An 11428-nucleotide genomic window follows, 5' to 3' on the forward strand; every position below is an offset into this window, starting at 1 on the left:
GCCGGGCAGCAAAGGTTCAGACGCCGCCGCGGATTTCGGGCTTGACCTCGCGCTCATACCATTCGCCCAGCTGGGTCATCAGCGCCGGGAACAGGCTCTTGTGCTCGCTGGCGGCGACGTTATCAGCGATCTGTTCGGGCTTGGAGACGCCTGCGATCACGGTCGACACCTGGGGGTGGTCGAGAATCCAGCGCAGGGCGAACTGGCTCATCGGCAGGGCTTCGGGCGCCAGGCCTCTCAGTTCCTGCACCAGTTCGACGCCGCGCTCGAAGGGAATGCCGGAAAAGGTTTCGCCGACCGAGAAAGCGGCGCCGTCGCGATTGTAATTGCGGTGGTCGCTGGCCTCGAACCGCGTGGTCTTGTCGTATTTGCCACTCAGCAACCCGCTCGCCAGGGGCAGGCGGACGATGATGCCGACGTCGCGCTCGGCGGCCTTGGGCAGAAGCGTGGTGGCGGCGTCCTGACGGAACAGGTTGAAGATGATCTGCAGCGTCGCGCAGCCGGGCTGGTCGAGGCAGATCAGGCCCTCCTCTATGGTTTCGACGCTGGCGCCCCAATGGCGCACCACACCCTCGGCGCGGAGCTGGTCCATCCAGCCGAAAATGGCGCCCTCGCGCAGCACTTCGGTGGGGACGCAATGGAGCTGGGCGAGATCGAGGGTCTGGACGCCCAGGCGCCGAGCCGAGCCGAGGAGGCTCTCGCGTATGCCTTCGAAACTATAGGCATTGGGAAAGAGGCTGGAATCGCGGCCGACCTTGGTGGCGATGCGTATGCCCGGCTTGGCATGGGCGCCGATGCGACTTTCCGAGAGGCCGCCGCCATAAACGTCAGCGGTGTCCCAGAAATTGATGCCGGCGGCCTCGGCCGCGTCGAGGATGGCGGTGGCGGTGTCGTCGCCCACCGGGCCGAAATCGCCACCGAGCTGCCAGCAGCCGAGGCCGATTTCGCTGACGTCATAACCGGTCTTGCCCAGTCGCCGCGTTTTCATTGCTTAGTCTCCATTGGGATGGCCGGTGCGCGCTCAGCCAGGGTAACGATCTGGTCCTCCGGCCCGATGACGCTGCGCCGGTGGGTAATGGCCAGGATCGTGACCGCATGGCGCAGGCTGCGCAGTTCCATCATGATCTCGGCTTCGGTGGTTTCGTCCAGTGCCGAACTGGCTTCGTCCAGAAACAGCACCTTGGGGCGGCCGTAAAGGGCCCGGGCGATGGAAACACGCTGTCTTTCCCCACCCGAGAGTTTCAGGCCGCGTTCGCCCACCGTTGTGGCGAAGCCATCGGGGAGGGTTTCAATGAAGGACAGCACCGAGGCCTGGGCCGCCGCTTCGCGCATGCGGGCTTCGTCATAGGGGCGGCCGAGGACGATATTGGCAGAAAGGCTATCGTTGAGCAGCATGACGTCCTGCGGCACGACGCCCACCGCATCATACCAGCTGGTGCGGCTGATGGTTGAGAGATCGGTGCCGTCGACACGGATCGTGCCTTGGGTCGGCTCCAGCGTCTTGAGCGCCAGCTTGAACAGGGTGGATTTGCCCGAGCCGGTGGGCCCGGTGATGAAGGTGATGCGATCGGGCGCAGCGGTGAAGCTGACGCCTGCGAGAGTCTGGCGCTCGCCATAGCGGAAACCGACATTCTCGAACCCCAATCGTCCCTCGCGCACGACAAGCGCGGCATCGCCATGGCGGGCGGTGTCGTCGGGCGAGGACCACATGCGCGCAAAGGGCATGAAGCGGGCGGCGGCGCGCATCAATTCATCGATCGAGGTGCCGATCATCTCGAAAGGCTGGTTGAGCTGAATGAGGATCATGTTGATGAGGACGATGTCGCCGACGCTGATTTCGCCGGCGGCAAAGCGCGGCAGCAATAGCGCATAGGTAATTGCGAGCTGTGCCGCGAGGGCGCCGCCGAAAATGCCGGCGAGGAAGATGCGGCGGCTCGACCAGCCGATCCAGGAGGCGCGGGAAAGATTGGCCTTTTCGGCAAAGCGTTCGCTGATCCAGCGGTCGCCGTTGAAATAGCGCAGTGTCTCCATGGCGTTGACCGCATTGCCGACGAAACTGGAATTGTCCTGTTGGGCTTCGATGGCCTTGTCGAGCAGGGGGCGGGTCCAGCGATTGGCGAGGGCGGTAAGGCCGATGAAGAAAACGCCGTAGATGATGACGATGAGCATGAGCTCGGGGGTGATCACCGCGCCGAGCAGGGCAATGGCGAGGATGATCTGGGTGATGCCGGGTATGAAGACGATGATGGCCAACTGCACCAGGGCATAGACGGCGTTTTCGCCCTGGTTGCGGGCGGTCTGGATTTCGACCGGGTTGTGATCGATGAAAAAGCCGCCGGGCTTGCGCAAGAGAGTGGCAAAGAAGCTGGTGGCCGCGATGTAGTTGAGGTTTTCGGCGGCGATGATGGCGAGGTAATTGACCGAATAACCGGCAATGGTGGCGATGCCCCGCAAGAGCGCAAAGCCGATAAAGCCTATGAGAATGCCGGCCGGGAGATTGCCTGCTGCCAGCATGTCGACGAGGCGGGAGAAGACATAGGGCGTGACCACCGCCAGTATGGCGCTGACCAGGACCACCAGCGCAATGCCAACCAGCATCCAGCGCTCCTGGCGCAGGAAGATAGCGTAGATCGACTTGAGCGGCGGCCAGATGGTTGACCAGTCCTTGGGCGTCATGGGGGAATCGCTCGTCAGGGAAAGGGCCTTGCACCATGCCGATCCCGCGCGTGAGGGTCAAATCCGGCGCCGCAATGGTATTGCTGCCAGGGGGTGGCAGGGTGAGTGGGGCAAGGTGCGAGGTAGGCGGCGCAACCGGATGCGGGTGCGCGCCGTTTCCGATTGCTGAGCGCGGGGTGTCATGGCCATCATCGAACGCAATCTCTATGTGCCTTCCATCGACGCCTGGGTCGACCCGGCGGAGCCGCGGCAGCGTGCCATCATCACCCATGGCCATGCCGACCATGCACGATCGGGGCATGGCGCGGTGCTGGCGACGCCCGAGACCATCGCCATCATGAAGGTGCGCTATGGCGAGGATTGCGCCGGGCGGTTCGAGGCGCTGCGGTTTGGCGAGAACCTCGATATTGACGGCACAAAGGTGAGCCTTCATCCCGCCGGACATATTCTGGGTTCGGCGCAGGTGCGGCTCGAACGCTGTGGCGAGCGGGTGGTGATAACAGGCGACTATAAGCGGCTGCCGGACCGCACGGCCGAGCGCTATGAGCCGGTGGCCTGCGATCTCCTGGTGACCGAGGCGACGTTCGGGCTGCCGGTGTTCCAGCACCCGCGGGCAAGCGAGGAGATCGGTCGGCTGTTGAAATCGGTGGCGACGCAGCCGGAGCGCTGTCACCTCGTGGGGTGCTATGCACTGGGCAAGGCGCAGCGGGTGATCGCCTTGCTGCGCGATGCCGGCTGGGACCAGCCGATCTATCTGCACGGCGCGATGATCCGGCTCTGCGCGCTCTACGAAGAACTAGGCGTGTCGCTGGGCGAATTGATCCCGGCTACCGGCATGCCCAAGGCGGCGATGGCGGGGCAGATCGTGATCGCACCGCCCTCGGCCATTCGCGACCGCTGGAGCCGACGCTTTCCCGATCCCGTGGTGTGCCAGGCTTCGGGCTGGATGAGCGTCAAGCAGCGGGCAAGACAGGCGCTGGTGGAATTGCCGCTGGTAATTTCGGACCATTGCGACTGGGGCGAGCTCAATGCCTCCATCCTCGAAAGCGGCGCCTCCACCGTTTGGGTCACGCATGGGCGTGAGGATGCGCTGGTCTATTGGTGCCGCACCCAGGGCCTCGACGCCGAGCCGCTGGCCCTGCCGGGGCTGGACGACGATGGCGGGGAGGGTGGCGAATGAAACGCTTTGCCGACCTGCTCGAACTTCTCGCTCTGACGCCATCGCGGACGCGCAAGATCGCGGCGCTGGCGCAGTATTTTGCCGAGGTACCCGATCCCGATCGCGGGCTGGCGCTGGCGGTGCTGACCGGAGAAATGGACATCAGCAATGTCAAACCGGCGCTGCTCAAGGAAACGGTGCTGGCCGAGGTGGACGAGACGCTGTTTGCACTGAGCTACGACTATGTCGGCGATCTCGGCGAGACCATTGCGCTGATCTGGCCGCATCATGGTGCGGGCGAGCTGCCGCGGTTGCGCGATCTGGTGCAGTTGCTCAATACCACCAGCAAGGCGCAATTGCCCAAGGTGATCGGTGGGCTTTTGACGCAGGCGGCGATCCATGAGCGCTGGGCGCTGGTCAAGCTTGCCACCGGAGCCCTGCGCATCGGCGTATCGGCGCGACTGGCCAAGACGGCGCTGGCGCAGATGAGCGGGGTCGAGTTGCAGGCGATCGAGGAAGTCTGGCATGGGCTGAAGCCGCCCTATGAGGAACTGTTCGCCTGGCTGGAGGGCAGAGCGGAACGGCCAGAAATTGATCATACGGCGCGGTTTCATCCGCTGATGCTGTCCAACCCGATCGAGGACAAGGATTTCGAAAAGCTCGATCCCGCCGATTTCTCCGCCGAATGGAAATGGGACGGCATTCGGGTGCAATTGGTGCTGGGCAAGAACGGTGCTTCGCTGTTTTCGCGCACCGGCGACGATATTGCGGCGAGTTTTCCAGACGTCGTCGAGGCGGCGATGGGCCGGGCGGTGCTGGACGGGGAACTGCTGGTGGGGCACGACTTCGACGCCAGGAGTTTCAACGACCTGCAACAGCGGCTCAATCGCAAGGTGGCGTCGGGCAAGCAGATGAGCGAATTGCCGGCTTTCGTGCGGGTCTATGACATGCTGTTCGATGGCGATGAGGATATCCGGGCACTCGGCTGGCAGGACCGGCGAGCGCGGCTTGAAAACTGGTTTGCGGCCAATCCGCAGACCCGCATGGACCTGTCCGAAATATTGCCATTTGCCGACTGGGACGATCTCGGCCGTTTGCGCCGGCAGGGGGCGGACGAGCACGGGCATGAAGGGGTGATGATCAAGCTCCGGACCGCTCCTTATGTGCCAGGGCGGCCGAAGGGGTTCTGGTACAAATGGAAGCGCGATCCCAATGTAGTTGACGCGGTGCTGATGTATGCCCAGCGTGGGCATGGCAAGCGCAGTTCCTATTATTCGGACTACACATTCGGCGTATGGAAGGGCAATGAGATCGTGCCCATCGGCAAGGCTTATTTCGGCTTTACCGACGAGGAGCTGAAACAGCTCGATCGCTGGATCCGCGCCAATACCACAGCGGCCTTCGGGCCGGTGCGCGAGGTGAAGAAGGAACTGGTCTTTGAGGTGGCGTTCGACAGCGCGCAAAAGAGCGGGCGGCATAAGTCGGGCGTGGCCCTGCGGTTTCCGCGCATCAACCGCATCCGCTGGGACAAGCCGGCGCAGGAGGCGGCGCGGCTCGAGGACATGGATGCATTTGTGGGGTAGCCCCCACCCAGCCTCCCCCTGAAGAAGGGGGAGGGGCGGTTCGGCGAATTGGGAGAGACAGATGTCATCACGCAGCAATCATGCGCGTCTCGCGGCGCTGGAGAAGGAGATGGAGCACGCGGCGGCGGATTTCAATTTCGAGCGGGCGGCGGCGCTGCGCGACGAGATTGCCCGGCTCAAGGGCGGGGATGGCGCGACGCAGGTGATCCTCGACGAGGGCAAGCCAGTCGAGGTTTCGGTGGGCCAACCACCGCCGGGTCAGATGGGATTGGGATCGGACAGTCCGGTGCGGCAACCGCCCAAGGGCTGGGTGAAGCCGAAAAAGCCGGACCTGATGACGAAAGGGAAGCCGCGGGGACGTTAGGTCCTGGCCATCAATAGTGATGGCGTCATTGGGCTATTTCCAGCCGGTCTTCCACCAGGCGATAGACAAGGCGGTGCTCGTCCGTAATGCGTCGCGACCACCAGCCGGAGAATTCGTGCTTCAACGCTTCGGGTTGCCCGATGCCTTCAAAGGGCGAGCGCTGGCAGTCCTTGATCAACGAATTGAGTTTCTTGATCACCTGTTTGTCGGTCGCCTGCCAATACAGATAGTCCTCCCAGCCTTTCGACATAAAGGCGACTTTCATTCCTCAATCAGCTCGCGGACCGTTCCTTCGCCCCGATTGGCTTCGGCAATGGCTTCACGAAGCCTTGCGGCGTTGGCCGGGCTGCTCAGCAGATATGCTGTCTCATCCCAGGCGCTCGCCTGATCCAGAGGGATGACAATTACAGGCTTTTTCCCGCCGGTCCGCGTGACGATCAGGGGTTCGCGGGTTTCGATGACCGTATCGATGTCGGCCGCGATGTTTTTGCGAAAGTCGGAAATGGATTTGGCGCGCATGAGAGGTCTCCTTGCGCGCTTATGTACGTTATTTTGTACAAAAAATCAATCAGCTCGCTTTCTGCACCCGCTGATCGGCGAGGTTCTTGATTTCACGGAGTTCGGAAATGGTGGTTTCGAGGTCGTCGCGCTGGCGTTCGAGCAGGGCGATGCGTTCGTCGACCTTTTCGGCGAGCAGGTTGACCTGCTGGTTGCGGTCGGCATCGTAGAGGCTGAGATAGTCGGAGATGTCGCGCAGGGAAAAGCCCAGGCGCTTGCCGCGCAGGATGAGGATCAGCCGGGCGCGGTCGCGGCGGCGGAAGACGCGGGTGGCGCCCACCCGTTCGGGGGCGATCAGGCCCTTGGATTCATAAAAACGGATCGCGCGCGTCGAGATGCCGAACTCCTTGGCGAGATCGGCAATGGCGTAGAGATCCTTGTTGTCGGCGTCGATCCGGTTCACTTCTTTGCGGCTCTTGTCTGGGCATAGTCCTCGCGGAGTTCCTTCTTGGACAATTTGCCGATCAGCGTCTTGGGCAAGGCGTCCTTGAAAATGATCTCCTTGGGCATTTCGATCTTGTTGAGCTTGTCCTTGAGGAAGGTCTTGAGACTTTCCTCTGTGGCAGACTGGCCGGCGCGCAGCTTGATATAGGCGACGGGGGCTTCGCCGCGATATTCGTCCGGCACGCCGATGACATTGACCTCTTCGACGGCCTCATGGGTCATCAGCGCCTCCTCGATGGTGCGCGGATAGACGTTGAAGCCCGAGCAGATGATGAGATCCTTGATGCGATCGACCAGGAACACGTAGCCGTCCTCGTCGATATGGCCGACATCGCCGGTGCGCAGCCATCCATCCATGAAGGCGTCGGCACTGGCCTTGGGGTCCTCGAAATAGCCTGGCATGACCTGAGGGCCCTTGACCTGCAGTTCGCCGTCCTCGCCGGTTTCCACCACCTTGCCACTGTCGACATCGACGAAGCGCAGGTCGGTGGCGGGGAGCGGCATGCCGATGGACATGGGCTTGGAGGGTACACGCAGGGCGGCGCAGCATACGACGGGGGAGGCTTCGGTGAGGCCATAACCTTCGGCGAGCAGCGCCTTGGATTTCTTGGCGAAGGCATTGCGCACTTCGTCTGGCAGGGCCGCGCCACCGGAGATGGCGACTTCAAGGCTTGCCAATTGTTCGGCAGTGGCGGTGTCGGCGCGGGCAATGGCGTTGAGCAGGGTCGGCACGGCCGGCAGCACATTGGCGCGGGTGCGGGTGAGCAGGTTGAGCAGTGCCTTGAGCTCGAAGCGCGGCAGCATCACCACCTGCGTGCCGTTGCAGAGCGGCACGTTCATGCAGACGGTCATGGCGAAGATATGGAAAAAGGGCAGCACGGCCACGACCTTGGAAGGCGGGTAGAACAGCCCGTCACCCCATTGGTCGATCTGGCTCATATTGGCGGCGATATTGGCATGGGTGAGCAGGGCGCCCTTGGGGATGCCGGTGGTGCCACCGGTATATTGCTGCACCGCAACGTCATCGGGGGCGATGACCACCGCGTCGGGCGTGGCTTTGGCCGCGATCATGTCGCCGAAGCTGGTGATGCGATCGGCAAAGCGGGATTTTTTCGGCTGCGCCAGATCCTTGCGCTTGGCCACCGAGAACAGGATTTTCTTGACCAGCGGCAGGGCATTGGGGAAGTGGCAGACCACCAGCGACTTGACGTGACCGGCTGCGAGCAGGGCTTCGCCCTTCTCGAAAATCTGCTGCAGGTCCAGCGTGATCATCACATCGGCGCCGGCATTGGCCGTGATGTGGCTGAGCTCGGGCACGGTATAGAGCGGGTTGCAATTGACCACCGTTCCGCCGGCCCGCAGCACGCCGAAATAGGCAATGGGATAGAAGGGCGTGTTGGGCAGCATGATGGCGACGCGCGTGCCCTTGGTGACGCCGAACTGGCGCTGCAGGGCGCCGGCAAAGGCGATGATCTGCTTGGCGAGATCGCCGAATGTGGTGGTGCCGCCGAGGAAATCCAACGCAACAGCGGATGGATTCTTGGCGCAGGCGGCAAGCACCTGTTCATGTACCGGTGTGGTGTCGATCTCGGCGTCCCAGCGCATGCCCTCGGGATAGCTCGATATCCAGGGGCGCGGCGTAGCGGGGGTCGTCGTCGTGGTATCCATGGCGTTCCTCCTCATATGCCGCTGTCGCCAGCGGATGGCTCCCTCGCGCAATGTCCGGACGTTGACCGGTTGCCGCTGCTGCGGCTGGCATTGCGTGGTTAGCAAAGTATTCCATGGCTTTACGTTAGCGTCAATTCGATGCCCGGACTTGGTCATCCTGCGGGTTCTGCACATTGATGCATGACCTAATGTGCGCTGGATTGACGTATACGTAAACTTGAGTAAACTGGCTCAACAAATGCTGGTCTCGGCGCTAAGCTGTGGAGACGGCACTGGGGCTTGCCGCTTCGAGGGCAGGTCCTGAATCGGTAGAATGGACGGGGTGGCGGAACGATTGCCGGCGCCCGATCTTGAAGTTGGCGCGTTTGCAAACGGCGGCCCAGACCTTTCGCCGGCAGACGCTCTGGGAGGACAGAGCAGTGACCTTGTTGCTAATTGCAGTCAGTCTTGTGGTTTTCGCCGTGCTGGCGATGCGCGAAAGCCCGATGTGGCAGTGGGGCCTGGCGATGGTGGTCATTGCGCTGCTGTCAGGGATCGGCTTTACCGAGGCGGGCAGTGCAGTCTATGGGCTGGGCTTTGGCAGCTGGTTGCTGATCGTCCTGGGCGCGGTGCTGCTGGCGCTGAGCCTCAAACCGGTGCGGATGGCGCTGCTGCTGCCGCCGATTTATGCGGCGGTCAAATCCATCCTGCCCAAAGTGAGTCGCACCGAACAGGAAGCGCTCGACGCCGGCACGGTGGGTTGGGATGCCGAACTGTTCTCCGGCCGCCCGGACTGGGACAAGCTGACCAAAATCCGGCCGCTGACCCTGACTGCGGAAGAGCAGGCCTTTCTCGACAATGAGACCGAGACTGCCTGCCGGATGATCGACGACTGGGACATAAGGCACAATCGCGCCGATCTCAGCCCCGAGCTCTGGCAGTTCTTCAAGGACAAGGGTTTCCTGGGCATGCTCATTGCCAAGGAGCATGGGGGGCTCGGGTTTTCGGCTCAGGCGCAGTCGATGATCGTCTCCAAGATCGCCAGCCGCTCGGTGGCGGCGGGGATCACGGTCATGGTGCCCAATTCGCTCGGGCCGGGTGAGCTGCTCGAGAAATACGGCACGCCGACGCAGAAGGAGAAATATCTGCATCGCCTCGCCACCGGCCAGGACGTGCCGTGCTTTGCGCTGACCGGCGTGCATTCGGGCTCGGATGCGGGTGGCATGCGCGATATCGGTGTCGTCACCAAGGGCATGTATAATGGCGAGGAAGTGCTGGGCGTGCGGCTCAGCTTCGACAAGCGCTATATTACCCTGGCCCCGATCGCGACGCTGGTTGGCCTCGCCTTCATCCTCAAGGACCCCGATAACCTGTTGCGGCGCGGCGAGGATATCGGCATCACCCTGGCGCTGATCCCCCATGACCATCCCGGCCTCGATATCGGACGCCGGCATTTTCCGGCGCGCCAGGCGTTCATGAATGGGCCGGTGCGCGGCAAGGATATGTTCGTGCCCATGGATTTCCTGATCGGCGGCACCGACTATGCCGGGCAGGGCTGGCGCATGTTGATGGAATGTTTGTCCACGGGGCGCGCCATTTCGCTGCCCGCCATCGGCTCGACCTCGATCAAGGCGACGCTGCGCGCCACGTCTGCCTATGCGCGGGTGCGGCGACAGTTCGGCATTCCCGTCGGGATCATGGAGGGCGTGGCCGAACCGCTGGGCGAGATGATCAAGCGCGCCTATATGTACGAGGCGGCGCGGCGGCTGACTGCCTCTATGGTCGATGAGGGCCAGCGTCCGGCGGTGATTGCGGGCCTGCTGAAATACACCACCACCGAGGCCATGCGCGACAGCATGGACGATGCCTTCGACATCCATGGTGGTCGAGCCATCCAGGATGGGCCGGGCAATTATCTGTTCGGGGCCTATCAGGCCCTGCCGGTGGCGATCACGGTCGAGGGTGCAAACATTCTCACCCGCACGCTGATGACCTTTGCGCAAGGGGTGCTGCGCGCCCATCCCTATCTGCTCAAGGAAGTGCAAGCGGCCCAGTCGCCGGACAAGCGCGCCGGCATGGAGGCGTTCGACGCCGCCTTTGGCGGCCACACTAAGTTCATGCTGCGCAATATCGCCGCCAGCTTCCTGCATGGGGTGAGCAATGGCGCCTTCGCCTCTTCGCCCAATGAAGGGCCAATGGCCAAATGGTATCGTCGCCTGCATCGCTATGCGCAGGATTTCGCGCTGGTGGCCGACTGGACCACGGTGGTGCTGGGCGGGGCGCTGAAGCGCAAGCAGAAGCTCTCGGGGCGCATGGCGGATCTCCTGGGCGAGCTTTACCTGATGTCGGCAACGCTCAAGCGTTTCGACGAAGAAGGTCGCATCGCCGAGGACAAGGAACTGGTCGACGCGATCATGGAAGATCGTATCGCCAATATCGAACGCATCTTCGGCGAGGTGTTTGCCAATTTCCCCAATCCGGTCTTCGCCAATGCCATGCGTTTCCTCTGCTTCCCGCTGGGGCGGCATGCCAAGCGCTCGAGCGACCGGGTCAATTATCGCTTCGTGCGTTCGGTGCTGCGCCCCGGCGCGTTCCGCGACCGGCTGACGACGGGCGTCTATGTTTCCATGGACCCCAATGACGTTACGGGCGTTCTGGAAGATGCGTTCGTCAAGGTGACCGAGGCCGAGGAAATCGAGGCAAGGTTCATCAAGGCGTCGCGCAAGGGTGTGTTCGAGCGGCGGCTCGACCGTGATGCCATTGCCGATGCGGTGGCTGCGGGCGTGCTCAACGACAATGAGGCCGGCATCATGCGGGCGGCCGACGAAGCGACCAACCGGGCGGTGCATGTCGATGATTTCGAGATGGATGTCTTGAAGGAAACCAAGCCGCAGGCGGCGGAGTTGGCTTCATCCGTTGGATGAAATGGAATGATGCGGGCTGAGCCTGCGCCTCCCTCCCCCTTGAGGGGAGGGAATGAGGGTGGGGGTGGTTGGT

At 62.7% G+C, this 11428-nt stretch carries 9 protein-coding genes and 1 pseudogene; 4 read left to right on the forward strand and 6 right to left on the reverse strand.

Translation table 11 applies throughout. From position 1 onward, the window contains the following. Positions 1-16: 16 nt before the first annotated feature. The gene (locus DEVEQU_RS11150) at positions 17-988 is read right to left on the reverse strand and encodes an aldo/keto reductase (protein ID WP_126150654.1); all 972 of its coding nucleotides are present in this window, start codon (positions 986-988) and stop codon (positions 17-19) included. Then, positions 985-2676, reverse strand: coding sequence for an ABC transporter ATP-binding protein (locus tag DEVEQU_RS11155; protein WP_126150655.1), 1692 nt, complete (start codon positions 2674-2676; stop codon positions 985-987). The genes DEVEQU_RS11150 and DEVEQU_RS11155 overlap by 4 nt, the downstream gene beginning before the upstream one ends. Before the next feature lie 181 nt (positions 2677-2857). Here DEVEQU_RS11155 and DEVEQU_RS11160 point away from each other — a divergent pair, with 181 nt between their 5' ends. The 3 genes and pseudogenes from DEVEQU_RS11160 to DEVEQU_RS20310 all read left to right on the forward strand — a co-directional run. Then, the gene (locus DEVEQU_RS11160) at positions 2858-3856 is read left to right on the forward strand and encodes a ligase-associated DNA damage response exonuclease (protein ID WP_126150656.1); all 999 of its coding nucleotides are present in this window, start codon (positions 2858-2860) and stop codon (positions 3854-3856) included. Next, positions 3853-5418: a cisplatin damage response ATP-dependent DNA ligase gene (locus DEVEQU_RS11165; RefSeq protein ID WP_126150657.1), complete on the forward strand. Its 1566-nt coding sequence runs from the start codon at positions 3853-3855 to the stop codon at positions 5416-5418. The genes DEVEQU_RS11160 and DEVEQU_RS11165 overlap by 4 nt, the downstream gene beginning before the upstream one ends. 88 nt (positions 5419-5506) lie before the next feature. Beyond that, positions 5507-5606 (forward strand): annotated as a pseudogene (locus DEVEQU_RS20310) (UvrB/UvrC motif-containing protein); the annotation flags it as partial. Positions 5607-5807: 201 nt separating this feature from the next. Here the strand turns inward: DEVEQU_RS20310 and DEVEQU_RS11175 are convergent. The 4 genes from DEVEQU_RS11175 to DEVEQU_RS11190 are packed head-to-tail and all read right to left on the reverse strand — an operon-like array spanning position 5808 to position 8452. Continuing rightward, positions 5808-6032, reverse strand: coding sequence for a Txe/YoeB family addiction module toxin (locus DEVEQU_RS11175; protein WP_449240200.1), 225 nt, complete (start codon positions 6030-6032; stop codon positions 5808-5810). A gap of 11 nt (positions 6033-6043) precedes the next feature. Continuing rightward, positions 6044-6301, reverse strand: coding sequence for a type II toxin-antitoxin system Phd/YefM family antitoxin (locus tag DEVEQU_RS11180; protein ID WP_126150660.1), 258 nt, complete (start codon positions 6299-6301; stop codon positions 6044-6046). Positions 6302-6350: 49 nt separating this feature from the next. After that, on the reverse strand, positions 6351-6743 hold the full coding sequence (locus DEVEQU_RS11185; protein WP_126150661.1) for a MerR family DNA-binding protein: 393 nt from the start codon (positions 6741-6743) through the stop codon (positions 6351-6353). Further along, entirely contained in the window at positions 6740-8452 is a 1713-nt protein-coding gene (locus DEVEQU_RS11190; protein WP_164550356.1) for a long-chain-fatty-acid--CoA ligase, read from the reverse strand. The genes DEVEQU_RS11185 and DEVEQU_RS11190 overlap by 4 nt, the downstream gene beginning before the upstream one ends. Positions 8453-8871: 419 nt before the next feature. On the opposite strand from DEVEQU_RS11190, the gene DEVEQU_RS11195 reads away from it, so the two are divergent. Beyond that, the gene (locus DEVEQU_RS11195) at positions 8872-11355 is read left to right on the forward strand and encodes an acyl-CoA dehydrogenase (protein ID WP_126150663.1); all 2484 of its coding nucleotides are present in this window, start codon (positions 8872-8874) and stop codon (positions 11353-11355) included. Positions 11356-11428: the final 73 nt, after the last annotated feature.

This window comes from Devosia equisanguinis (assembly GCF_900631955.1).
Taxonomy (GTDB): domain Bacteria; phylum Pseudomonadota; class Alphaproteobacteria; order Rhizobiales; family Devosiaceae; genus Devosia; species Devosia equisanguinis.

Bases quoted from the DNA above. Each gene is read 5' to 3' on its own strand.
- DEVEQU_RS11150 (WP_126150654.1), bottom strand. From the start codon at position 988: ATGAAAACGCGGCGACTGGGCAAGACCGGTTATGACGTCAGCGAAATC.
- DEVEQU_RS11155 (WP_126150655.1), bottom strand. From the start codon at position 2,676: ATGACGCCCAAGGACTGGTCAACCATCTGGCCGCCGCTCAAGTCGATC.
- DEVEQU_RS11160 (WP_126150656.1), top strand. From the start codon at position 2,858: ATGGCCATCATCGAACGCAATCTCTATGTGCCTTCCATCGACGCCTGG.
- DEVEQU_RS11165 (WP_126150657.1), top strand. From the start codon at position 3,853: ATGAAACGCTTTGCCGACCTGCTCGAACTTCTCGCTCTGACGCCATCG.
- DEVEQU_RS11175 (WP_449240200.1), bottom strand. From the start codon at position 6,032: ATGTCGAAAGGCTGGGAGGACTATCTGTATTGGCAGGCGACCGACAAA.
- DEVEQU_RS11180 (WP_126150660.1), bottom strand. From the start codon at position 6,301: ATGCGCGCCAAATCCATTTCCGACTTTCGCAAAAACATCGCGGCCGAC.
- DEVEQU_RS11190 (WP_164550356.1), bottom strand. From the start codon at position 8,452: ATGGATACCACGACGACGACCCCCGCTACGCCGCGCCCCTGGATATCG.